This window comes from Streptosporangium amethystogenes subsp. fukuiense, assembly GCF_042665875.1.
GTDB classification, from domain to species: Bacteria; Actinomycetota; Actinomycetes; order Streptosporangiales; family Streptosporangiaceae; genus Streptosporangium; species Streptosporangium fukuiense.
Window position 1 is genome coordinate 8,378,317 of sequence record NZ_JBHTEE010000001.1, and the last position, 25,344, is coordinate 8,403,660.

The following is a 25,344-nucleotide window of genomic DNA, read 5'->3' on the forward strand; positions in this document are numbered from 1 at the left end:
GGCGCCGACGGGCAGGCCGAGTGGGGTAAACATGAATGTCATGCATGTGACAGCATGTAAAACATTCACTTGCTCAATGTTGGGTCAGCCACTTCACTGAGGGCATGACCACCCCGCCTACCTCCGACGTCGATCTCTTCGCCGACGAGGTCGTGCTCGACCCGTACCCCGTCTACGCCGAACTGCGGGAGCAGGGCCCTGTCGTCCACCTCCCGAAGAACGATGTCCACGCGCTGACGCGGTACGCCGTCATCCGTGACGCACTCCCGGACTGGGAGTCGTTCTCCTCGACCTCGATCGCGTTCAATCCGATGGCCAACGAGGCGCTCACCGGCACCTCGCTCGCGTCCGATCCGCCGGTGCACACCCAGCTGCGTGCCACGCTCACCGAGAACCTTTCACCGCGTGCGCTGCGCGGGCTCAAGGGCCGGATCGAGGCGAAGGCGGACGCACTCGTCGCCGAACTCGTCGAGAAGGGCTCCTTCGAGGCCATCGACTCCCTCGCTCGGGCCTTCCCGCTGGAGGTCGTCGCGGACCTGATCGGCTTCACGGGCCACGTGCGCGACAACATGCTGCGCTGGGGACAGGCCGCCATGCAGGTCATCGGTCCGATGAACCAGCGCACGGCCGAGAGCTTCCCGATCGCCGGCGAGCTCTACGCATGGTGCTCCCAGGTCAAAGCCTCCGACCTGGTCGAAGGGTCCGTGGGCCGCGGCATCTTCGACGCCGAGGCACGTGGCGCCGTTCCGCCGGACACGGCCGGCCACATCATCCACCAGTACCTCGGCGCCGGCGTCGACACCACCGTGGCGGCGATCGGCAACATCGTCGCCCTCTTCGCCGCGCACCCCGATCAGCTCGATCTGGTCCGCGAGAACCCGTCACTGGTACCGGGGGCGTTCAACGAGGTGCTGCGCTTCTGGCCTCCCGTCAACGTCTGGGGCCGGCGCGCCACCTCCGACGTCGACATCGACGGGACCGTCATCCCGGCCGGCGCGCAGGTCGCGGTCCTGCTCGGCGCCGGCAACCGCGACCCCCGGCACTACGAGAACCCGGACGTCTTCCTCGTCGAGCGCAATCCGGTCGACCATCTGTCGTTCGGCTACGGCCCGCACGGCTGCGCGGGCCAGGGACTCGCGCGCCTGGAGGCTCACGCTGTGATCGAAGCGCTCTCCCGGCGCGTCAAGCGCCTCGTCGTCGGGCCCGAGGTCCGTGTCCCCGGCAACATCACCCGGAGCATCGAGGAGCTTCCCGTCCTGGAGGTGATCCCCGCATGAGGATCGTTCTTGACCGCCCCCGCTGTGAGGGCCACGACCTGTGCGAGGAGGCCGCCCCGCGGCTCATGCACCTCGACGATGACGGCGAGCTCGTGCTGGACCGCGAGGAGGTCGGCGAAGCCGACGCCGGCCTGGCGAACGCCGCTGTCCGGGTGTGCCCGGTCGCGGCGCTGAGGATCGCGTGAGCGGGGGCACGATGGACCGCGTCGTCGTCGTCGGCAACGGGATCGCCGGGCTGACCGCGGCCGACGCGCTCCGCGAGGCGGGCTTCGACGGCGAGCTGACCATCGTCGGCGACGAGCCGCACCCGGCGTACAGCCGCCCGGCCCTGTCGAAGGCGCTGCTGCTCGACGGCGACGACATGTCGTCGCACGAGCTTCCGCCGACCGGCCACGCGGCGACCGAACTGCTGGGCGTACGCGCGACCGCGCTCGACCTCGACCGTCGGCTCGTCACCCTCGGCGACGGCACGGTTCTGCCGTACGACCGCGTCGTCCTGGCCACCGGCTCCCGGGCGCGGCGGTTGTCCGGCCTCTCCGAGGAACTCACCCTGCGCGGACTCGACGACGCGCTGTCCCTGCGCGGCCGGCTGGCGGCCAGGCCGTCGGTCGTCGTGGTGGGCGGAGGCCCGCTCGGAATGGAGATCGCCTCGGGGTGCCTGGCCGCCGGCTGCCAGGTCACCCTCGTCTCCCAGGGCGTGCCGCTGATCGTCCAGCTCGGTCCGTACCTCGCCGGCGTCTTCGTCAAGGCCGCGCTGGACCAGGGGCTCACCATCGTCGAGACCGGGTCGGCACGGCTCGAACGGGGTGCGGTGAGTGCTCGGGTCGTCCTTGCCGAGGGCGCGGCCCTCGAGGCAGAGATGATCATGACCGCCGTCGGCGACGTACCCAACACGGAATGGCTCGCGGACACGGGACTTGTGGCGAAGGGCGCCATCCCGGTCGACTCGCGCGGGCTGGTCCGGCCCGACGTCGCGGCCGTCGGTGACCTCGCGGCCTTCCCCACTCCGTACGGCCTGCGCCGCATCCCCCTGTGGAGCAGTGCGATCGAACAGGCGAAGGCCGCAGCCAGGGCACTCGTCCGCGGCGACGACGCGCCGCCGCTCCGGTTCCAGCCGTACTTCTGGACCGAGCAGTTCGGGCTGAGCCTCAAGGCGGTGGGCTATCTGCCGCTGGCGGGGGAACCGGCGTACGTCGACGGAGAGCCCGGTGGCGGGCCGGCGTTGATGCGCTGGTCACACGATGACGGGACCGGTGCGGCCGCGGCGCTCAACCACCGGGTCCCGATTCCCCGGCTGCGTCGTATGAGCCGGGCGGCCGCGTAAAGTTCCTCTCCATGGGACACGACGGAGAGGGCGTCACGGGTTCGGGGTTGGACCGGCTGACATCGGTCAACCTCAACCTGTTGGTGCCGCTCCTCGCGCTCCTGGAAGAGCGTTCGGTGACCAGGGCGGCGGAACGGGTCGGTCTGTCACAGCCGGCGATGAGCCACGCCCTCACGAGAATGCGGCGTCTGCTGGGTGACGAACTCGTCGTCCGGCAGGGGGCAGGCGTCACCCTGACCCCGCGGGCACAGGAGCTGATCGCGCCGCTGCGCAGTGCCCTGCAGCAGACGGCACGCATCGTGAACTTCCCCTGCTTCGACCCCGCCACGGATCAGCGCGTCATCACGGTCGCCATGACCAACAGCACGGCGTTCGTCGTCGGCCCTCGACTGGCGCGGCTCGTCGCCGAGCGCGCTCCTCGCGCCACGTTGCGCATACTTACGATCACGGTGCCGACCGAGGCCACTTTCACCGACAGGGGCGTCGACGTCGTGCTGCTCTCCGAGGGGCACTTCTCACCGTATCCGCGCGAGCGCCTCTACGACGACCGCTGTGTGGTGGTGGCCTCACCGGACACACCACCGGACGCGACCGCGCTCGACCTGCTGACCACACAGCCGCACATCGTCGTCGACACAGATCGGCGGGTCTTCCCCTATCCGGTGCTGGAGGAGCAGGGGATCCCCTACCGCGTCGGCCAGTTGGTCTCCGACTTTCTGCTGGTGCCTTTCCTGGTCGCGCGCGCGGGCGGCGTCGCTCTCTTTCGCCACCAGGTCGCCGCCACCATGCGTACGCTGGCCGACCTGCGGATCGAGGAGTTCCCGTTCCCGCTTCCCGGGCTCGGGATCGACATGGTCTGGAACCCCCGACTGGCTGATCAGTACTTCATCGAATGGCTTCGGACGCTACTGCTCGACGTCGCAACGGATCTCTGACGCATTACGGGCGACTGCGCGCGAGTCCAGGAGCCGGCGTGGACCGTCCACGTCGTACGCCGCCCCTCTTCCTCGTTGCACTGTGCAGGAAGGAGACGACGGTGGCTCGCGAAAGCTCCGCGCTCGCCATGGCTTGATCAACTTCCTGGTGACTCGCTAGGGTTGGGCGCTTCGACCGCTCCGCCCCCAAGAGATGGCCATGCGTCGCTACCGTTTCGGCAGGATCGCCGCCCTGATCGCGCTCGGCTACCTCGTCGTGGTCGCCGTACTGGGCGCCTTCGCGCTGACCACCGACCGGGGCGATGTCCTCTGGACGGTCGTCACCCGCGACTTCGGCATGAACTGGTTCCTCGGCCCCGTAGGAGAGGCGTTCACTGTCTCGCGGGGGCTGGCGCTCGTCCTGATCCTCATCGGGGCGCTCCAGGCGTGGGCCCTGTGGCAGGTGCTGCGCGGGCGCGCCCGCGGTGAGCTGACACACCGGGGCAGGAAGGTCGGCCTGCTGCGGCTCGCCCTGTACCTCGGTGTCGGCTACGGCCTGCTCATCATCGTCGGCGCCCCGCTGATCCTCGCATTGGAGATCTACTGGTTCTGGTCGGTGACGGGGATCGTCTCCGGTTTCGTGCAGCTGGCCATCGTCTGGTTGTTCTTCCTGGTGCTCCGTGACATCGTCTCCCGCAGGCTGCGGCTGTTCTCACTCGTTGTCGGGAGCATCGCCTACGTGAGCGGCATCGGCCAGGAGGTCGCGGCCGCCTTCGACCTGGGCGCCGTCGCGCAGATCCTCACCCTCGCCGAAGGGTACGGCTGGCCGGCGTGGTCCGTGTCGATCCTGATCGCCCAGGCCAGGGATCCCCGATGGAGCGCGGCGACCGTCCGGATAGGCGTCATCTCGCAGGTGATGTCCGTCCTCCAGCCCAGCGGGTTCGTCTCCTTCGGCGGCACCGGTTTCCCCGACATCATCACGGCTTATACGCTCCTCGGCGCCGCCAGCGTCCTCGGGCTGGTGTGGAGCGCCAGGACCGCCCACGAGCTGGCGAACCCCCTTCCGCGGCCGGCCCCAAGGCAGGCGTCGGCGCGGTCGGCGGCCAGGTGGTGGCCGCTGCCCGCCGTGGCGGTCGTGCTCCCGTTGATCCCCGCCGCCGTCAACCTCGCGTACGGCAGGTACCACTGGATCGGCCCCAGAGGCGCGATCGAGCGGTTCGTCCGAGTGGACGGCGGCAGCGAGCATGCTCTGACCTGGCTCGTCCTGGACGTCTTCGTCGGTGTCGGCGGCCCCGCGCTGCTGATCCTGGCCGCCGTCCTGCGCCGGACCCGCCACCTCGTGCGGTTCACGACGCCGGCGCTGGCCATCGCCGCGGCCGTGGGCTTCGTCAGCGCGGTCACGGCGACGCCGAGGTCGGAGGACTTCGGCGACTTCTTCTACGAAGGCACGCAGATCTACCCGGAGGGGCTGTTCACCCAGGGGAAGGACGGTGAGACCTTCTTCGGCATCTCACCGCTGTGGTACAGCGCGGCCTTGCTCGCCTCCGCCCTGCTCCTGCTGTTCCTGTACCCGGCCGCGCCCACCCGGCGCGTACGCCACCGCGTGCTGCCGGCCGGGCTCGCCACACTGGTCGCGCTCGGGTTCCTGCCCGTGGCGGACCAGGCCCGCAGCCCGGTCACCGCGGCCGAGGACTGCGCCCCACGCGAGGCGTGGAGGGGCGAGCCCGAGGAGCCCAGGCTCACCCGGGACCAGCGACTCGTGTGCTCCCTCCGGCAGGGAAACCTGATCAAGTTCGCCGTCACCACGCCCGACACCGTGATCCTCGCCCGTGCCCGATGGCTGTGCGGCATCTACACCCGTAACGATCCGCAGGAGGTCGCCCGCCTTCGGGCGACGGAGGGGCTGAAGCGCGATGACCTGACCTACCCGCTCGCGGAGATCTGCCCCAGCGCCGGCGCCGTGGTCAAGGCCGCGGCCGCCGAACGGGACCGGGAGATCCAGGAGTGGCAGGCCGACGCGCAGCGCATGTGCGACTCGAGCCCGCGCCACCGCCCGCTCATCGAACCGGCCAAGGCGATCCGCATGAAGGAACCCCAGTGGACGGACTACGGGGTCGTGGAGACGTACGAACCGACCGAGGACGGCGGGGACCCGTCCGAGGACGACCTGCTGGAGCAGGCTCAGGACGACGACCTGGTGGCCGCGCTTCCCGGCCACCTGATGATCCTGACGCACTCCGACTTCGACCTCTGCGTCACGCTGGAGACCTACACCCGCCGCCCGCCGGTGGAGACCGAGGGCTGGGACCACGTCGCCGAGGTCGGCTACGAGAGCCCCACCGGCGAGATCGTGCTGAGGGACGAGCTGAGCGGCACCGAATTTCCCGACCTGTCGCTCAACGGCCGTGCGGGGCACTACCGGATCCGGGTGCACTACGACTGGTTCAGGTGGAAGGGAGAGCAGGAGGGCGGCCAGCGTCTGTTGATCATGGCGTTCCCCGGGAAGGGGGACAAGCCGATCACGTACCGCAAGCCTTCCAGTCGGTGAGCACGCCTCAGGCGGGTCAGGACGACGGCGAACCCCGTGCCCGGCAGGTCGACGCCGGCCTGGCTCGGAGGCCGGGAGACGCGGGTCACACCCGTCCATGTCACAGGGGATCGGGCTACCCCGTCTCAGGGGGTGTAGCCGTCAACGACCACGGAGGAGCACAGCATGGACGCGCGACTCGACTACTTCGCCGACCCGACCGCCGGCAAGGTCCTCAAGCACTTCATGTCGGCGGGCAAGGCGCTCAAGGACTCGCCGCTGCCGGCCGCCACGCAGGAACTGGTGGCGCTTCGGGTAAGTCAGATCAACGGCTGCGCCGTCTGCGTCGACATGCACACCAAAGAGGCCGTCGCCGCCGGTGAGACCCCGGTGCGGCTGAACCTGGTAGCGGCGTGGCGGGAGGCCACCGTCTTCACCGAGGCCGAGCGCGCCGCGCTGCGGCTGGCGGAGGAGGGGACCCGGGTCGCGGACGCGGCCGGTGGGGTCGACGACGAGGTGTGGGCGTACGCCGCCGAGCACTATGACAAGGAGCAGCTCACCGCCCTGGTGATCCTGGTCTCCTTCATGAACACGGCGAACCGGCTGAACATCATCACCCGGCAGCCGGCCGGCGACCACGTGCCAGGGCAGTTTCACTGAACGGCATCGGCGACCGGCTCGGGGCCCGGCCACGGGCTCCGAGCCTTCCGGCTTCGGGGTGTCTCTCCGGCGTCCCGGACGATCATCGGAAGATGCCCGCACCGGCGGGTACGGCCGGGTGAGAGGTGCGGGGGAAGGGGGTCCGGCGTGAGCAAGGTCGAGGAGTTCGAGGAGCTGCGGCCGCTGCTGTTCTCGATCGCCTATCGGATTCTGGGCAGTGTGGGTGAGGCCGAGGACGCGGTGCAGGAGACATGGCTGCGCTATGACGGCTCGGCGACCCGGCCCACGTCGGCCAAGGCTCTTCTGTCGACCACGGTGACGCGGATCTCGATCGATGTGCTGCGTTCCGCGCGGGTGCGGCGGGAGGAGTACGTGGGCCCGTGGCTTCCCGAGCCGCTGCTCAGCGATCCGTATCAGGATCCGGCGCGGTCGGCGGAGCTGGCCGACTCGGTGTCGATGGCGGCGTTGCTGCTGCTGGAGCGGCTCAGCCCGCTGGAGCGGGCGGTGTTCGTGCTGCGGGAGGTGTTCGGCTTCGGGTTCGACGAGGTCGCCGCGGCGGTGGGGCGGTCGGAGGCGGCGTGCCGGCAGCTGCTGGTGCGGGCACGGCGGCATATGGAGGCCGGGCGGCCGCGCTTCGAAGCGGTCCGCGCAGAGCGGGAGGAACTGGCGTCGCGGTTCTTCGACGCCCTCCGTGAAGGTGACCTCGTCGGCCTGCGGGAACTGCTCGCCGCCGACGTGTCGGTGGTCGGCGACGGCGGCGGCAAGGCCCCGCAGCTGGCCAGGGCCGTCGTCGGCGCCGAGAACGTGGCCCGGCTGCTCGCCTCTCTCTTCCCCCGGTTGGCCCGGATCGACGTGACGTTCGAGCCGCACGAGGTCAACGGCCAGCCGGGTGCGATCTTCCGCGACCGGGACGGCAGGGTGCTCCACATCCTGGTGCTCGATGTGCTCGACGGGCAGGTCCAGACGATCCGTTCGGTGATCAACCCCGACAAGCTCGGGCACGTGGGCCCGGTGGCGGACGCCTGGGCGATCGACCGCGAAGTAAGGCAGGCACGCCGGCGCACGGAATGAGGGGCCACGGCGATGTGCTGCCGTGCCCGTGCCGTCAGCGGGACGGCTCCCAGCCCCTGCGAGGGGCGCGGGCGCCGGTCGGCTGCTCGTCACGGCTGCGGTAGACCACGTACGGCCGGGTCAGGTAGCCGACGGGCGCGGTGAGCATGTGCACCAGCCGGGTGAACGGCCAGACGGCGAACAGCAGCAGCGCGCTATCCAGCCCAGCCGGGCCGACCGCGACAGCAGGTGGGCGGTGGCCTTGCCGGTGAACGCGCCGCCGCCCGCCAGTGGCGAGGCCACCACGTCGGCGCTGTAGGTGTCGTAGCGCCACTGGTCGGTGTGCAGGTACCAGTAGGCGGTGCCGATCATCTTCCAGCACGTAGGTGGTCTGCAGGTACACCGAGAACGCCATATACCCGCCGAAGGCCACCGTGTACAGGATGCACGCCTGCCAGGTGATCGGCAGTTTCGCGGTGGCGGCCAGGCGCGCGGCGAGCGGCTGGGTGGGGACCGTGCGGCCCGGCGCGTCGCGCAGCGTGAACCACGCCACGACGGTGTAGACGGCCAGGCCTGCGGCGGTGAGCAGGAACGGGGTGGCCGCGCCGTCGGCCTTGACCAGCTTGACCGTGGTCAAGGCACTGATCGCGGTGCCGCCCATGCCCGCGCCGAAGACGCCGATGGCCAGGCCGCGCCGCTCGGGGTCGCCGGGTACGGGGGGCGTGCGAACCCGACGGCGTGCGGCGGACGGTACGGCCTCGGTCTCGGCTTCGCTGAGCTGGGCGATCACAGTGATCCCCAAGAGTTTCACAAGTGGCCTCTGTGATCTTAAGCGAGCACATTCCAATCGGGGAAAGGGCTCCTCCGAGATGACCGACTTCGACATGACCGCTCACCGGCTCGACGACGGCTAGCCCGCCGCCGTCACCGGTGGCATGGCCCCGAACGTCGACCGGCTCGACTGCGACCGACGCGACGCCGTCGTCTTGTCCCTGCCGTAGTCAGACGGTATCCGCGGGGCACCTGCGCGGGCGTTCCCCTTTCACCGGCTGTCGTCGATCCGCTCCTCCCGTTGACACGGCGGGACGGACGCCGAGCGGCTTCCGCACTCCTGTGGCGGCGTCTCACATCTCCGGCGAAGGCACCACATGTGGCCGTACTCCAGGTGTGCCCCCCTGAACGACGTCCCACGGCGAGCATGCGACGCGTCTCGGATTCATACGTCTGCTTACCCTGCGGAAGGACCATCTCCTGTGCGCGCCGACGAGACGGCACACGATCCAACGAGCAGTTCCGATGAGCCGATCGCGATCGTCGGAGTGTCCTGCCGACTCCCCCAGGCGCCGAATCCGGAGGCGTTCTGGCGGTTGCTCCGGGACGGTGTGGACGCACTGACACCCGTGCCCGAGGGCAGGTGGGACATCGAGCCGGGAGACGACACCCCTCCGGATCACGCGGGTGTCCGGCGCGGAGGATTCCTCGACGGGGTCGCCGAGTTCGACGCGGGCTTTTTCGGGATCTCACCCCGCGAGGCCGTCGCCATGGATCCCCAGCAGCGGTTGATGCTGGAGCTGGCGTGGGAGGCGCTCGAAGACGGGGGCATCCTCCCCGCGTCCCTGGCCGGTAGCCGGACGGCGGTCTTCGTCGGGGCGACAGGGGATGAGTACGCCCGGCTGCTGGATCGGCGGGGAACCGCCGCCATCTCTCAGCACACCCTGACGGGGCTGAACCGGGGCCTCATCGCCAACCGCGTGTCGTACGCCCTGGGGGTGCGGGGTCCCAGCATGACGGTGGACGCCGCGCAGGCTTCGTCCCTGGTCGCCGTCCATCTGGCGGTCGAGAGCCTGCGGAGCGGGGAGTCGGCTCTCGCGCTGGTGGGCGGGGTGAACCTCGGCATCCTGCCGGAGGGGACCCTGGCCGCGGCAAGGTTCGGCGGCCTGTCCGCGGACGGCCGTTGTTTCACCTTCGACGCCCGCGCCAACGGGTTCGTACGCGGCGAGGGCGGGGTCGTCGTCGTGCTCAAGCCACTGGCCCGCGCGTTGGCGGACGAGGACCGGGTCTACTGCGTGATCCGGGGCAGCGCGGTGAACAACGACGGTGCCACCGGCGGGCTGACCGTGCCCGACGCCGACGCCCAGGCGGACGTGGTGCGGCGCGCGTGCGCGCGGGCCGGTGTCTCACCCGTACAGGTGCAGTACGTGGAGTTGCACGGCACCGGGACCAGGCGTGGCGATCCGATCGAGGCCGCCGCCCTCGGTTCGGCGGTAGGCGCCTTGCACCCGGCGGACAGCCCGCTCGTCGTCGGGTCCGTCAAGACGAATGTCGGTCATCTGGAGGCGGCCGCCGGAATCGTGGGCCTGCTCAAAGTCGCGCTGAGCATCGAGGCGCGGACGTTGCCGGCGAGTTTGAACTTCACATCGCCTTCTCCGGCCATCCCGCTCGACGAACTGAACCTGCGCGTGCGGACGGCTTCGGGTCCCTGGCCTCATCCGGATCGGCCCCTGATCGCCGGCGTCAGCTCGTTCGGGATGGGGGGCAGCAACGCGCATGTGATCGTGGAGGAGGCGCCGCCGGCCGACGAGCCCTCGTCGGCCGGCCTCATGGCGGACCCCGGCGGCCCGGAGGTGGTGCCCTGGGTGGTCTCGGGCCGCTCGGAGGCGGCGTTGGCCGCGCAGGCCGCCCGGCTGGTGGAGCGCGTCGAGGCCGATCCCGGGCTGCGTCCGGTGGATTTGGGCTACAGCCTCGCGACCACGCGCACCGCCTTCGAGCATCGGGCGGTGGTGCTGGGGAGCGAGCGCGGCGACCTTCTCCGGGGCCTGACCGCGCTGGCCGGGGACACCGCGACGCCCAACCTGGTGCGGGGCACGCCCGTGCCCGGCAGGACCGTGTTCGTCTTCCCCGGCCAGGGGTCCCAGTGGGCCGGCATGGCCGTCGAACTCTCCGAAGCCTCCGCCGTGTTCGCCGGGGCGCTCGACGAGTGCGCCGAGGCACTGGCTCCGCATGTTCGCTGGAACCTCGGCGAGGCGCTCCGTGATCCCGCCGCTCTCCGGTCCGTCGAGGTCGTGCAGCCCGCCCTGTTCGCGGTGATGGTCTCCCTCGCCCGGCACTGGGAGGCGCACGGGGTGCGCCCCGAGGCCGTGGTCGGGCATTCCCAGGGGGAGATCGCCGCGGCCTGCGTCGCCGGTGCGGTGAGCCTGGCGGACGCCGCCCGGATCGTGGCCCTGCGCAGCCGGGCACTCACCCGCCTCGCCGGTACGGGCGGGATGGCCTTCCTGGGGCTCCCCGCCGACGAGGTCCGCGGTGAGTTGGCCGGTCGGCGCGGGCGTCTGGCCGTCGCCGCCGTCAACGGCCCCGCCGCGACCGTCGTGTCCGGAGACGCCGACGCCGTCGCCGGGATAGTGGCGGACCTGCAGGCCAGGGGAGTCCACGCGCGGGTCATCGCGGTCGACTACGCCTCCCACTGCGCACATGTGGAGGTGCTACGGGAGCCGATCCTCGACGGGCTCGGTTCCATCAAGCCGTCTTCCGGCCGGGTCCCTTTCCATTCGACCGTCACCGGCGAGGTCATGGATACCGCCGGGCTCGACGCCGGCTACTGGTATCGGAACCTTCGCCGGCCGGTCGACTTCGAACGCGCGGTCCGCGGTCTGCTGGCCGCGGGATACCACCGCTTCATCGAGATCAGCCCGCACCCCGTACTGACCACCGCGATCATGGACACGGCCGCCGGCGCGGATTCCCCTGTCGCCGTCATCGACTCGCTGCGTCGCGACGACGGCGGCTCCGCCCGCTTCCGGACCTCACTCGCCCACGCTCACGTCAGCGGCGCACCGGTCGACTGGACCACTACACTCACCGCCGGTCGGCGGGTCCACCTGCCGACCTATGCCTTCCAGCGTCGGTCGTACTGGCCCGGCGAGGCGGCGCGGCCCGCCCGCGCCGTGGCCGCGGAGAACGGGGCCGGCGAGTCCCGGCCGGTCGATCGGACGCCGGGCGTTCCCAGGACGGAGACCTCGTCGCTCTCCGGCAGGCTGACCGCGGCGAACGCGGAGGAGCGGCCGCGGGTCCTGCTGGACTTCGTGCGGGCACACGCCGCGGCGGTCATGGGCCATGCCGGTCCGGACGCCGTCGAGCCCGGGCGGATGTTCAAGGACCTGGGGTTCGACTCGCTCATGGCGGTCGAACTCGGCAACAGGCTGACCGACGCGGCCGGGCTGCGCCGCGATGCCACGCTCGTCTACGCCCACCCCACCCCCGAAGCGCTCGCCCGCCACCTCGGTGAGGCGGTGTGGGGCGACGACCGCACGGGAGCGGCGCGCGAGGAGGACGCGGAGGTCAGAGCCGGCGAACCGATCGCGATCATCGGAATGGCCTGCCGTTATCCGGGCGGTGTCGGTTCACCGGAGGACCTGTGGCGGCTGATGGCGGACGAGGTCGACGCGACGGGGCCGTTCCCGACCGACCGAGGATGGGACCTGAGCCGGCTGTACGACCCGCGGCCGGGAGTGCCGGGCCGTACCTATGTCCGGCGAGGCGGTTTCCTCGACGCCGCCGCCTTCGATGCCGACTTCTTCGGGATCGGCCCCCGCGAGGCCGCCGCGATGGATCCCCAGCAGCGGCTGCTGCTGGAGGTCGCCTGGGAGGCGTTCGAACGGCCCGGCATCGATCCGGCCACGCTGCGCGGCGCACCCGTCGGGGTGTTCGTCGGCGCCGGAGCCCAGGAGTACGGCCCGCGCCTGTACGAACCGGCGGACGGCCACAACGGCTACCTGTTGACCGGGAACTCGCCCAGCGTCGCGTCCGGGCGGATCGCGCACACGTTCGCCTTCGAAGGCCCCAGCATCACGGTCGACACGGCCTGCTCCTCCTCCCTGGTCGCCATGCACCTCGCCGCCCAGGCCCTGCGTCAGGGCGAATGCTCGATGGCACTGGCCGGTGGTGCCGCCGTCCTGTCCAGCCCCGGGCTGTTCGTCGAGTTCAGCATGCAGCGGGGGCTTTCCCACGACGGCCGGTGCAAGCCCTTCGCCGCGGCGGCCGACGGCACCGCCTGGGGGGAGGGCGCCGCTCTCGTGCTCATGGAGCGCCTGTCCGATGCCCGGCGTCTGGGTCACCGGGTGCTCGCGGTGATCCGGGGGTCGGCGGTGAACCAGGACGGCGCGAGCAACGGCCTGACCGCGCCGAACGGGCTGTCACAGCAGCGTGTGATCAGGCAGGCGCTGACGGCCGCCGGGCTCGGCGAAGGCGACGTGGACGCGGTGGAGGCCCACGGCACCGGTACCACCGTGGGCGACCCGATCGAGGCCCAGGCCATCATCGCCACCTATGGCCGGAACCGGCCGGTCGATCGGCCGCTGTGGCTGGGGTCGATGAAGTCCAACATCGGCCACACCCAGGCCGCGGCCGGGGTCGGCGGTGTGATCAAGATGGTCATGGCGATGGAGCGTCGCATCCTGCCCAAGACCCTGAACGTCGACGAGCCCAGCCCGCACGTCGACTGGGCGGGCGGGGCGGTGTCGCTGCTCACCGAACCGCGGCCGTGGCTCCCGTACGGGCGGCCGCGGCGGGCGGCGGTGTCGTCCTTCGGGATCAGCGGCACGAACGCGCACCTCATCCTGGAGGAGCCGCCGTCGGTCGCCGAACCCACGGCGGCCGACTCCACGGACGCGGGCACGGTGGAGCGTCGTGCGCTGCCCTGGCTCCTGTCGGGAAGGTCCGAGGGGGCGCTGCGTGCGCAGGCCGCTCGACTGGCGGAGTTCGTCCGGGCCGATCCGGAACCGCGGCCGGTCGACGTGGCCTACAGCCTGGCCGGCACCCGCGCCGTGTTCGAGCATCGCGCGGCGGTGACGGGAGGCGAACACGCGGACTTCCTCTCCGGCCTGACCGCGCTGGCCGAGGGAGTCGCGGCCCCCAACGTCTCCCGGGGTGTGCCCGCCCGCGGCAGGACCGTGTTCGTCTTTCCCGGGCAGGGCTCTCAGTGGGCGGGCATGGCCGTCGAGCTGGCCGAACACTCACCGGTCTTCGCCGAGGCGCTCGCCGAGTGCGCGGACGCCCTGGCTCCGCACGTTCCGTGGGACCTGCACGAGGTGCTCCGCGATGCCGGCGCTCTGGCCCGGGTGGACGTCGTGCAGCCCGCTCTGTTCGCCGTCATGGTGTCCTTGGCCAGGAACTGGGAGGCCCATGGCGTTCGCCCGGACGCGGTCGTCGGCCACTCCCAGGGGGAGATCGCCGCGGCGTGTGTCGCGGGAGCCCTGTCCCTGGCGGACGCCGCGCGTGTCGTCGCGCTGCGCAGCCGGGCCCTGACCGCGCTCGCCGGTACCGGCGGCATGGCGTTCCTGGGCGTGCCGGCCGATCGTGTCCGCGAGGAACTGGCCGGTCGGCGAGGACGTCTGTCAGTGGCCGCGGTCAACGGCCCGGCCGCCACCGTGGTGGCGGGGGATCCGGACGCGGTCGAGGAGATCATGGCCGTCTACCGGGCCAGGGGGGCGCAGGCCCGGAGGGTCGCGGTGGACTACGCCTCGCACTGCCCGCACGTGGAGGCTCTTCGTGAGCCGATCCTCGAAGCGCTCGCCGCGACAGCGCCACGGGCGGGACGGATCCCGTTCTACTCCACCGTCACAGGCGAGGCGCTGGACACCGCGGGACTGGACGCGGGCTACTGGTACCGCAACCTACGCCATGGTGTGGAGTTCGAGCGTACGATCCGCACCCTGATCCAGGATGGACACGACCGTTTCGTCGAGGTCGGCCCGCATCCGGTGCTGACCGGTGCGATCGAGGACACCGCGGCCGACGCGGGAGCCACCGTCGCGGTCATCGAGTCGCTACGCCGCCAGGAGGGCGGGCCGGAGCGGTTCAGCGCCTCGCTCGCCGACGCCTGGGTCAGTGGCGCGCCGGTCGACCGGATACCGGTCCTCGGAGCCGGACACCGTCGTGATCTGCCGACGTACGCGTTCCAGCGCCGGTCCTACTGGCTGCCCCCCGCCCTCGGGGCGGGCGACGTGACGCGGGCGGGAGTGGACGCGGCGGACCATCCGTTGCTGGGCGCGGCGGTGGAGATGGCCGACGGCACCGGTGTCGTCTTCACCGGTTCGTTGTCGCGAAGCGCGCATCCGTGGCTGGCCGATCACGCGGTGCTGGGCCGGGTGCTGCTGCCGGGTGCCGCGTTCGCGGAACTGGCGCTGCACGCGGCGGACCGTCTGGACTGCGGGGGGATCGAGGAGCTGACACTGGAGGCGCCGCTGGCGGTGCCGGATGAGGGCGGGCAGGTGTCCGTCCAACTCCTCATCGCCGGACCCGGCGATGAGGGGCGGCGCTCGTTCACGATCCATTCCCGCCGGGGCGGGGCCTCGGCGGACGGGGACCGGTGGACGCGGAACGCCTCCGGAGTGCTGGCACCCCTGATCGCCGGAGAGGGGGAGCACCTGGCGGTGTGGCCGCCCGCGGGTGCGACGGCGATGGCGCTCGACGGAGCGTACGAGCGGCTGGCCGAGCGGGGATACGGGTACGGGCCGGCTTTTCAGGGGGTGCACGCGGTCTGGCGGCGGGGCGAGGAGACCTTCGCCGAGGTGCGGCTGCCCGAGCCGGTGGCCGACGACGGTTACGGAATTCACCCGGCGCTGCTGGACGCGGCCCTGCAGACGATCCTGGTGGCCGACGCGGGTGCCGACGCCGTACGACTGCCGTTCTCCTGGAGCGGGGTGCGCCTGTTCGCCACCGGGGCGCGGACGTTGCGCGTCCGGGTGTCCCCTACGTCCGCCGATGCCGTCGGCCTGGTCTGCGCCGACCCCGGTGGGGCGCCGGTCGCGCTGGTGGAGGAGCTCACGCTCCGGCCCGTGCGCGCGGAGCAGCTGGACCTTCTCGACCGTCCCGTTGCCGGTGAGTGGCATGAGGGGACGCACCTGCTCGACTGGACGCCGGTCGACGCGGTCGAGACGCCGCTGAACACCACCTCGACCTGGGTGGTACGGCTCGGCGCCGACGGGCAGGACCGCCCGGGGACGGAGCCGCTCGCCGGCCTTCCGCCCGGTCGACGGTTCGCCGGTCTGGATCAGCTGCGCGCGTGGCTCGACGACCACCCGGTTCCCGCCGGACCTGGCGTGGTGGTCGCCGTGGTGGACGCGGGCAAGGACTGGGAGAGCGCCACCGCGGCCGCCGGCCGTGTCGAAAACGTGCTGAGCCTGGTGCGGGGCTGGCTCGCCGACGAGCGGTTCGACGGGTCGCGGCTGGTGGTCGTGACACGCGGTGCGGTCGCGGCGCTTGACGGCGAGAGTGTCGGCGACGTGCCGGCCGCGGTGTGGGGGCTGGTCCGTACCGCGCAGACCGAGAACCCGCAGCGGCTGGCGCTGATCGACGTGGACGGGCGTCAGGCGTCGGACGCCGCGCTGGCGGGTGCGATCGGGACCGCGTCGACGGGAGGCGAGTCCCAGCTCGCGGTTCGTGAGGGGCGGCTGCTGGCGGCACGGGTGGTCCCGTATCCGGCGCGGAGGGGTGCGCTGGTGCCGCCGGGGCGGAGCGGCTGGCGGCTGGAGGTGACCGAGCAGGGCGGACTGGACGCCCTGGCGTTGGTCGACTGCCCGGAGTCGGTCGGTGGGCTGGAGCCCGGGCAGGTCCGTGTCGCGCTGCGGGCGGCCGGGCTGAACTTCCGGGACGTGCTCATCGCGCTGGACATGCTGGCCGACCGCAGGGTGCTCCGGGAGGGGGCCGGAGTCGTTGTCGAGGTCGGCGCGGAGGTCACCGGAGTGCGTCCGGGCGACCGGGTGATGGGGTTGTTCCCGAACGGCGCCGGGCCGTTGACGGTGACGGATCGGCGCCTGGTCGCCCGGATACCGGGAGACTGGTCGTTCGCGCGGGCGGCCGGGGTGCCGGTGGTGTTCCTGACCGCGTTCCACGGGCTTGTGGACCTGGCCGGACTGAAACCGGGGGAATCGCTCCTGGTTCACGCGGGAGCCGGCGGTGTGGGCATGGCGGCGATTCAGCTGGCCCGGCATCTGGGTGCGGAGGTCTACGCGACCGCGAGCGACGGCAAGCGGGACGTCCTGCGCGGCCTCGGGGTGGACGACGGGCGGATCGCCTCCACCCGGGACCTGGCCTTCGCCCGGCGTTTCCTGCGAGCCACCGGGGGGCGCGGTGTGGATGTGGTACTGAACTCACTGGCGCGGGAGTTCGTCGACGCCTCCCTCGACCTACTGCCCCGCGGGGGCAGTTTCATCGAGATGGGCAAGACCGACCTACGCGACCCCGATGAGATCGCCAAGGCCCATCCCGGCGTCGTCTACCAGGCGTTCGACCTGTTGCGACTGGAACCCGATCATGTTCAGCGGATGCTCGTGGAACTGGTCGGGCTGTTCGAGCGGGGAGTGCTCCAGCCGTTGCCGGTGACCTGCTGGGACATCCGGCAGGCTCCGCGGGCCTTCCGGTTCATGAGCCAGGCCCGTCATGTCGGGAAGATCGTGCTCACCGTGCCCGCGCCGTTCGACCCGGAGGGCACGGTTCTGATCACCGGTGGAACCGGGACGCTGGGCTCGTTCGTGGCCCGGCACCTCGTCCGCCGACACGGCGCCCGCAGGCTCCTGCTGACCAGCCGGCGCGGACCGGATGCCGAAGGGGCCTCGGAACTGGCGGCGGAACTCGGCGCACTCGGCGCGCGGGTGGAGATCGTCGCATGCGACATCGGCGACCGCGACGCCCTGGCCGGCCTGCTCGCCGGACGCGAACTGACCATGGTGGTCCACGCCGCGGGCGTGTTGCGCGACGGCGTCATCGGCTCCCTGACCTCGGAGCGGTTTCAGGAGGTGTGGCGCCCGAAGGCGCAGGCGGCCTGGACCCTGCACGAGCTCACCCGCGATCAGGACCTGACCGCGTTCGTCATGTTCTCCTCGGCCCTCGGTACGCTGGGCGGTCCCGGGCAGGCCAACTACGCCGCCGCCAACGCCTACCTCGACGCCCTGGCCCGGCACCGCCACACCCGTGGCCTGCCCGGCCTCTCCCTCGCCTGGGGACTGTGGGAACAGAGCAGCGGCATGACAGGGGGCCTCACCGCCACCGACCTGCGGCGGATGACCCGCTCGGGCCTCAAACCCCTCACCGCCGAGTCCGGGCTCGCCCTGTTCGACAGGGCGTTGTCGACCGGAGATCCGTTCCTGCTGCTCACGGAGTTCGACGGGGCGGCGCTGGTCGCCGCGGCCCGTGAGGGGACCGTGCCGCCGCTGCTGCGGGGGCTGGTCCGCACACCGGCCAGGCGCACCGCCGGTGCCGCCGCTCCGTCAGGCACCGTCTCGCTCGCCGAACAGCTCGCCGGGCTGACCGAGGTCGCCCAGCGCGGCCTGTTGCTCGACATGGTCCGCGGTCACGTGGCCGCCACCCTCGGGCACGCCGACTCCGCCGGCGTCGACGTCCGCCGCGCGTTCAAGGAGGTCGGCTTCGACTCCCTGTCCGCGGTCGAACTTCGCAACCGCCTCAACACCGCCACCGGCCTGCGCCTCCCTTCCAGCCTCATCTTCGACCACCCGACTCCGGAGGCGGTCGCGCTCCACCTGCACGCCACGGTCGCCGGGCCCACCGCCGAGGCCGACCCGGAGGAGAGCGCCGTACGCGCCGCGCTCGCCGCCATTCCGCTGTGGAAGCTACGTGAAACCGGACTGATGGAGCAGTTGCTGGCCCTCGCCAACGGTTCACCGGCACACGACACCGTGCGAATTCCGAGCACCGACGACATCGACACCATGGACCCCCGCGACCTTCTAGAACTGGCCCACGACTATTCCTCGTGGCCGGGTGGATCGGAGAGTTGAGATGAAGGCATCCGGCGAAGAACTCGTCGAGGCGCTGCGCCGCTCTCTGAAAGAGATCCAGCGGCTGAAGCAGGCCGGTCAGCGTTCGGCCGACCGGGCACGCGAACCGATCGCCATCGTGGGCATCGGTTGCCGTTACCCGGGCGGGGTGCGCTCGGCGCGGGATCTGGGGCGGTTGGTCGCGGACGGGGTGGACGCGCTCGGGGCGTTTCCCGTCAACCGGGAGTGGGACCTCGACGCCCTGTTCCATCCGGATCCTGATCACGCCGGAACCACGTACGTGCGAGAGGGAGGGTTCCTGCACGACGCGGACGGATTCGACGCGGAGTTCTTCGGCATCTCGCCCCGTGAGGCACTGGGGATGGATCCGCAGCAGCGGCTGCTGCTGGAGGTCGCCTGGGAGACGCTCGAACACGCGGGCATCGACCCGGCCGGCCTGCGCGGCACCGCGACGGGGGTGTTCGTCGGAGCCCTGACCTCCGAGTACGGCCCCCGCCTGCACGAGCCGACCGCAGGCCACGACGGCTACCTGCTGACCGGGAGCACCCTCAGTGTGGCGTCCGGCCGCATCGCGTACACGCTGGGCTTGGAGGGGCCGGCGATCACGGTGGACACCGCGTGTTCCTCCTCGCTGGTGGCGATCCATCTGGCCGTTCAGGCGTTGCGCCGGGATGAGTGCGAGCTGGCGCTGGCCGGCGGCGTCACGGTCATGGCGACCCCGGGGATGTACGTGGAGTTCGCGCGACAGCGGGGGCTGGCACCCGATGGGCGGTGTAAGTCGTTCGCCGCGGCGGCCGATGGGACCGGCTGGGGCGAGGGCGCCGGGATGCTGCTGCTGGAGAGGTTGTCCGACGCCCGTCGTCTGGGTCACCCGGTGCTGGCGGTGATCCGGGGGACGGCGGTGAACCAGGACGGGGCTTCCAACGGCCTGACTGCTCCCAACGGTCCTTCGCAGCAGCGTGTCATTCGTGCCGCTCTGGCGGAGGCGGGGCTGGCCGCCGCGGAGGTGGACGCGGTGGAGGCGCACGGGACCGGGACCAGGTTGGGTGATCCGATCGAGGCGCAGGCGATCCTCGCCACCTATGGGCAGGACCGGCCGGCTGATCGGCCGTTGTGGCTGGGGTCGCTGAAGTCCAACATCGGTCACACCATGGCCGCCGCCGGCGTGGGCGGTGTGATCAAGATGGTGATGGCGATGGAGCGGGGGGTGTTGCCGAGGACGTTGCATGTGGATGAGCCGAGTCCGCATGTGGACTGGTCCGAGGGGGCGGTGTCGCTGCTGGCCGAGGCGCGGGTGTGGCCGGGGGGTGGGCGGCCCAGGCGTGCGGGGGTGTCGTCGTTCGGTATCAGTGGGACGAACGCTCATCTCATCTTGGAGGAGCCGCCGGTCGTCTCGGAGGGGTCGCCGGTCGTCGATGGTCTTGGTTCCGGTGGTGCCGGTGGGGTTTCCGCTGGGTCGTCGTTGGTGGTGTGGCCGCTTTCGGGGCGCAGTGAGGAGGTGTTGCGGGAGCAGGCGCGGCGGTTGGGCGGGTATCTGGCCGATCGTCCGGATGTGGATGTGGATGTGGTGGCCGTGGCGCATGGGCTGGCGGTCGGGCGGACGCATTTCGCGCACCGGGCGGTGATCGTGGACCCGGCGGGCTCGGTGACGGGTTCGGTGGCCGGTGGTGTGGTGTCGGGTGGGGCGCTGGAGGCTGTTGCCGAGGGGGGTGCTCATCCGGGTGTGGTGTATGGGCGGGTGAGTGCGCAGGGGCCGGGCAGGACGGTGTTCGTCTTTCCCGGTCAGGGTTCGCAGCAGGCCGGTATGGGTTTGCAGTTGTATGACGCCTTCGAGGTGTTCCGCGACGCGCTGGATGAGTGTGACCGGGCGCTGAGTGCGCATACCGGTTGGTCGGTGGTGCAGGTGTTGCGGGGTGGTGTGGGGGCGCCGGCGTTGGCGGGTGCTGAGGTGGTGCAGCCGGTGTTGTTCGCGGTGATGGTGTCTTTGGCGCGGTTGTGGCGGTCGTGGGGGATTGTTCCGGATGCGGTGGTCGGGCATTCGCAGGGGGAGATCGCGGCGGCGTATGTGGCGGGTGCGTTGTCGTTGGAGGACGCGGCGCGGGTGGTGGTGTTGCGGAGCAGGGCGTTGGCGCGTCTGGCCGGTACCGGCGCGATGGTGTCGGTGTGGGCTGATGAGGCCAGTGTGTTGGTCTTGTTGGAGCGTTGGCGGGGCCGGTTGTGGGTGGCGACGGTCAATGGCCCGCAGAGCACGACCGTTTCGGGTACGGCCGAGGCGGTGGCGGAGTTTCTCGCGGTGTGTGAGGCCGAGGGGGTGCGGGCTCGGGCGGTGGAGGTGGATTACGCCTCCCACTCCCCGCTGGTGGAGACGCTGGAGGAGCCGATCCTGAAGGCGCTGGCCGGGATCGCCCCGCAGGCGGCTGAGGTGGCGTTCTACTCCACCGTCGAAGGTGAGGTGACGGGAGGCCCGGCGGACACCACGGGGTTGGATGGCGGCTACTGGTACCGCAACCTGCGTAACAGTGTGCGCTTCGACGAGACGGTGCAAAGCCTGCTGGATCAGGATCACCGGGTGTTCGTCGAGGTGAGTCCGCACCCGATCTTGGTTCCGGCGTTGGCGGCCCGGGTCGAGGCTCATGTTGAGGCTCGTGGGACGCCCGCGGTGGCGGTGGGCAGTCTGCGCAAGGATCGCGCGGAGGTAACGGCACTGGCCACGGCGGTGGCGACGTTGCATGTCCATGGACTCAGCCCCGACTGGAACGTGCTCTATCCGGCCCCGCCACTCAGCGAGCGACCGCAGCTGCCGACATATCCCTTCCAGCACCGGCGCTACTGGCTCACCCCGACGGTCGGGGCGGGTGCGTCGGCGGCAGGTCTGGAGGTGTCGGATCATCCGTTGGTGGGTGCGGTGACCGAGTTGGCCGAGCAGGGTCAGGTGGTGTTGACGGGTCGGCTTTCGCTGCGGGGGCATGCGTGGCTCGCTGACCACGCTGTGGCGGGCAGGGTGCTGGTGCCGGGTACGGCGTTTGTGGATCTGGTGCTGCGGGCTGCCGATCATGCCGGTCATCAGGTTGTCGATGAGCTGGTGTTGCGGGCGCCATTGGCATTGGGCGCCGAGGGGTCGGTGGACCTGCAGGTCATCGTCGGGGCGCCAGAGGAGGACCGGTGCGCTTTCAGCGTTCATTCCCGTCCGCACACCACGGGCGGTGGTGGGCGCGAGGGGTGGACGCTGCACGCGAGCGGATACCTGTCCCGCGTCTCATCAGATGCCTTGTCGTCCACGGTGGTGGGGTGGGCTTCGTGGCCGCCGCCGGGCGCGCAGGCTGTCTCGGTGGAGGGCTTGTACGAGCGTCTGGCCGCCGACGGCTACCAGTACGGTCCCGCGTTCCAGGCCGTGAGCGCCATCTGGCGCCAGGGCGATGACCTCTACGCCGAGGTCCGGCTTCCCGAAAGCCTCGACAGCCGCGGTCACGGCATCCATCCGGCTCTCCTCGACGCGGCGCTTCACCCTTTGGTACTGCCGACCGACACCGGTGGTGGTAGTGGTGTGCGGCTGCCGTTCGCGTTGTCGGGCATCACGTTGCACGCCACCGACGCCACGATGCTGCGGGTACGCATCACCACCGTCGACGCCGACACCGTCAGTGTCACCGCCACAGATCCCGCGGACGCGCCCGTCATCACCATCGACGCCCTCACCCTCCGCTCCAGCGACGCCGACACGCTGAACAGTGCTCCTGCCGTGGCCTCCGACGTCGGCTCGAATCTTTTCCACCTCTCCTGGACAGCGGACATCAGGCCCATGCCGGCGAATGCCGCGGCACGACGGCGGCCCCGCTGCGCTGTGCTGGCAGAGCAGAACCCGGAGCGAGCGACCGAAGTGGCCACGGCGATCGGTGCCGCCCCCGTCCACCGGGATCTGACCGCGCTGATCGACGGACCGAGCTCGATCGGCACAGAGGATCCAGAACTGGTCGTCTGGCTTCCCCCTCTCATCGACGCCGGCAGTGTCGACGTTCCGGCGGCCGTTCACGCCGTCACCGAGCAGGCTCTGAAGCTGCTGCAGGCGTGGATGGACAACCCTCGGCTGACCGACACCCGCCTGATCATCCTCACTCACCACGCCATCGCGACCGGCCCTCTGGACGGGGCGCCCGACCTTGCTCAGGCCGCTGTATGGGGACTGGTCCGCACTGCTCAGAACGAATACCCCAATCGTTTCGCGCTACTGGACACGGATCACCACGAAGCCTCCTACCGGCAGATTCGGCACCTGCTCACCCGTCACATCCTGGAGGACGAGGAAGGCCAGCTGGCCCTTCGCCAGGGTGTCGTCCACATGTCCCGACTCACCCGTGTCCGATCGGACGACATTCTCTCTCTGCCGGCTGCCGCCTCCTGGCGGCTGGACACCGTGGGTAAGGGCACCCTCGCCAATCTCGTGCTCAGCGCCGGACCGGATCCGGTCGCTCCCGGAGCCCTGCTCCAGCGAGAGTCGACCGGCGCCGAGTGTGGTTCGGCGGAAGCGGCGCGCCTCGCCACCACGGCGGACATCGCGGGCCCGGGGCCTGAGCAGGCTCTGGCCGACGGTCACATTCGTATGTGTATCCGCGCCAGCGGACTGAACTTCCGCGACGTGATGGTCGCTCTCGGCCTCGTCGGAGACGACGGTCTCGGCCTGGAGGGGGCGGGAGTCGTCACCGAGGTCGGCCCCAACGTGGACGGGCCGGCCGTCGGCGACCGGGTCATGGGGTTCATACCCGATTCGTTCGCCCCCGCTGGAGTCACGGACCAGCGCATGGTGATCCCTGTGCCTCGTCACTGGTCCTTTACCGACGCGGCTTCGGCCCCGGTGGCTTATCTGACGGCCTACCACGCCCTGTCGGAACTGGCCGAAGTCCAGGCCGGGCAGCGGGTGCTGATTCACGCGGGCGCCGGCGGAGTCGGTATGGCGGCCATCCGGCTTGCCCGGCACGCGGGGGCGGAGGTGTTCGCAACCGCAAGCCCGGCCAAGTGGCCGATCCTGCGGGAGATGGGCCTCGACGACGACCACATCGCCTCGTCCCGCAGCCTGGAGTTCAAGGCCAAGTTCCTGCAGGTGACCGGCGGCCAGGGAATGCACGTCGTACTGGACTGCCTGAAGGGCGAATTCGTCGACGCCTCGTTGGAACTGCTTCCCAACGGGGGGAGTTTCATCGAGATCGGCAAGACCGATGTACGAGACGCGGGTCAGGTCGCCGCCATGTACCCCGGCGTCGTCTACCAGGCCGTCGACCGCGCCCTCGGCGACCCCGAAGTCATTCACCGGCTGTTCACCCGCCTGGCTCCGTTGTTCGAAGACGGCACCTTGCCTGCTCTTCCCATCAGTACGTACGACATCCGGCAGGCACGCCAGGCGTTCCGGGACATGAGTCAGGCCCGCCACGTGGGCAAGATAGTGTTCACTCTCCCGAACGCGCCTGACGGCAACGGAACCGTGCTGATCACAGGGGGAACAGGGACCCTTGGTGGCCTGCTCGCCCGTCACCTGGTGACCGAGTACGGGATGAGAAACCTTCTCCTGGTCTCTCGCCGGGGTCCGGACAGCGACGGCGCCGTCGGGCTGGCCGAGGAACTGACCGAGCTCGGTGCGAGGGTCACGGTCGCAGCCTGTGACATCGCGGACCCGGCCGCACTCGCCGCTCTGCTCGACTCCATTCCTCAGCAGCACCCATTGACCGCTGTCGTGCATGCCGCCGGAGTGCTGGCCGACGCGACGGTTCCAGCGCTCACTCCTCACCATCTGCACCGGGTACTGCGCTCCAAGGTCGACGCCGCCTGGAACCTGCACCAGCAGACCCGCCATCTCGACCTGGCCGGATTCGTGCTGTTCTCGTCTCTGAGCGGTACCGTCGGCTCCCCAGGACAGGGCAACTACGCGGCCGCCAACGCCTACCTCGACGCCCTGGCCCACCACCGACGTCACCTTGGTCTTCCGGTCACGAGCCTGGCATGGGGCTATTGGCAGCCGGCCACCGGGATGACCTCCCATCTCAGCGGTAGTGACAAGTCACGTCTCGCTCGTTTCGGCTTCACCCCCATCACCGCCGAGCACGGAATGAAGCTTTACGACGCGGCGCTGGCCACGGGTCTGCCCGCACTGGCGCCGGCTCCGCTCGACCTTCGCGTCCTCACCGCGCAGTCCCGGACCGGAACACTCCCCAAGATTCTCACCAGTCTGTCGGCGACCTCCGTTCGTCGCCGTGCCGGCGACGCCGGAACCGCACACTCCTTCGCGGCCGAAATGGCCGGCCTCGGTTCCGCTGATCGGCGCGAGCGCCTGCTGCAACTCGTCCAGACCCAAGCCGTCATGGTTCTTGGACATGGCACCTCCACCTCGCTCGACCCGGAGCAACCCTTCAAGACCCTGGGCTTCGACTCCCTCACAGCCCTCGAACTCAGAAACCAGCTGGGCCACCACACCGGCCTCAAACTTCCGCCGACCCTCGTCTTCGACCATCCCAACCCGCGCGCGCTCTGTACGTACCTCGACAGCAGGTTTTCCTCTGTCATAACGAAGGAGTCCTCCGACCTTCTTTCCGAGCTCAATAGATTCGAAGCCGCCCTCGCCTCGGCAGCCCTTGACGAGGACGAAAAATTTGCGATCGAAGCCAAACTGAACGGCTTGCTCGAAGGTCTGGGCAGATCTCGGCGGCAGTCGGATGCCGTGGTCGAACACATAATGTCGGCTTCGACCGACGAGATATTCGACCTCATCGACAAGACGATTTCCTGATGTCAAGCGACACCATTATGCGGAGGTTGG

The 25,344-nt window shown here is 70.6% G+C and carries 10 protein-coding genes; 9 read left to right on the top strand and 1 reads right to left on the bottom strand.

The genetic code is table 11. The features are described 5' to 3' along the window. Positions 1–104: 104 nt before the first annotated feature. The 7 genes from ACFQVD_RS37385 (at position 105) to ACFQVD_RS37415 (ending at position 7,773) form a co-directional block, all read left to right on the top strand. Entirely contained in the window at positions 105–1,277 is a 1,173-nt protein-coding gene (locus ACFQVD_RS37385) for a cytochrome P450 (RefSeq protein ID WP_343976694.1), read from the top strand. After that, positions 1,274–1,462, top strand: a complete 189-nt coding sequence (locus tag ACFQVD_RS37390; RefSeq protein WP_343976690.1) for a ferredoxin — start codon at positions 1,274–1,276, stop codon at positions 1,460–1,462. Before ACFQVD_RS37385 ends, ACFQVD_RS37390 begins: the two co-directional genes overlap by 4 nt. Next, positions 1,459–2,601: an NAD(P)/FAD-dependent oxidoreductase gene (locus ACFQVD_RS37395; protein ID WP_343976687.1), complete on the top strand. Its 1,143-nt coding sequence runs from the start codon at positions 1,459–1,461 to the stop codon at positions 2,599–2,601. Before ACFQVD_RS37390 ends, ACFQVD_RS37395 begins: the two co-directional genes overlap by 4 nt. Before the next feature lie 11 nt (positions 2,602–2,612). After that, positions 2,613–3,536, top strand: a complete 924-nt coding sequence (locus ACFQVD_RS37400; RefSeq protein WP_343976684.1) for a LysR family transcriptional regulator — start codon at positions 2,613–2,615, stop codon at positions 3,534–3,536. Between the two features lie 199 nt (positions 3,537–3,735). Next, positions 3,736–6,063 carry a hypothetical protein gene (locus tag ACFQVD_RS37405; protein WP_343976681.1) on the top strand — a complete coding sequence of 776 codons (2,328 nt, stop codon included), beginning with the start codon at positions 3,736–3,738 and terminating at the stop codon, positions 6,061–6,063. Positions 6,064–6,228: 165 nt separating this feature from the next. Beyond that, positions 6,229–6,702 carry a carboxymuconolactone decarboxylase family protein gene (locus tag ACFQVD_RS37410; protein ID WP_343976678.1) on the top strand — a complete coding sequence of 158 codons (474 nt, stop codon included), beginning with the start codon at positions 6,229–6,231 and terminating at the stop codon, positions 6,700–6,702. 147 nt (positions 6,703–6,849) lie between these two features. Beyond that, a complete protein-coding gene (locus ACFQVD_RS37415) occupies positions 6,850–7,773 on the top strand; it encodes an RNA polymerase sigma-70 factor (RefSeq protein WP_343976675.1) in 924 nt (307 codons plus the stop codon). Positions 7,774–7,807: 34 nt separating this feature from the next. On the opposite strand, the gene ACFQVD_RS37420 is transcribed toward ACFQVD_RS37415, so the two are convergent. Further along, on the bottom strand, positions 7,808–8,554 hold the full coding sequence (locus ACFQVD_RS37420; protein ID WP_343976672.1) for a respiratory nitrate reductase subunit gamma: 747 nt from the start codon (positions 8,552–8,554) through the stop codon (positions 7,808–7,810). A 451-nt stretch (positions 8,555–9,005) separates the two neighbouring features. Here ACFQVD_RS37420 and ACFQVD_RS37425 point away from each other — a divergent pair, with 451 nt between their 5' ends. After that, positions 9,006–18,542, top strand: a complete 9,537-nt coding sequence (locus tag ACFQVD_RS37425; RefSeq protein WP_343976669.1) for a type I polyketide synthase — start codon at positions 9,006–9,008, stop codon at positions 18,540–18,542. Between the two features lies 1 nt (position 18,543). Further along, on the top strand, positions 18,544–25,314 hold the full coding sequence (locus ACFQVD_RS37430; RefSeq protein WP_386273366.1) for a type I polyketide synthase: 6,771 nt from the start codon (positions 18,544–18,546) through the stop codon (positions 25,312–25,314). Positions 25,315–25,344: the final 30 nt, after the last annotated feature.

Bases quoted from the DNA above. Each gene is read 5' to 3' on its own strand.
- ACFQVD_RS37385 (WP_343976694.1), top strand. From the start codon at position 105: ATGACCACCCCGCCTACCTCCGACGTCGATCTCTTCGCCGACGAGGTC.
- ACFQVD_RS37390 (WP_343976690.1), top strand. From the start codon at position 1,274: ATGAGGATCGTTCTTGACCGCCCCCGCTGTGAGGGCCACGACCTGTGC.
- ACFQVD_RS37400 (WP_343976684.1), top strand. From the start codon at position 2,613: ATGGGACACGACGGAGAGGGCGTCACGGGTTCGGGGTTGGACCGGCTG.
- ACFQVD_RS37405 (WP_343976681.1), top strand. From the start codon at position 3,736: ATGCGTCGCTACCGTTTCGGCAGGATCGCCGCCCTGATCGCGCTCGGC.
- ACFQVD_RS37410 (WP_343976678.1), top strand. From the start codon at position 6,229: ATGGACGCGCGACTCGACTACTTCGCCGACCCGACCGCCGGCAAGGTC.
- ACFQVD_RS37430 (WP_386273366.1), top strand. From the start codon at position 18,544: ATGAAGGCATCCGGCGAAGAACTCGTCGAGGCGCTGCGCCGCTCTCTG.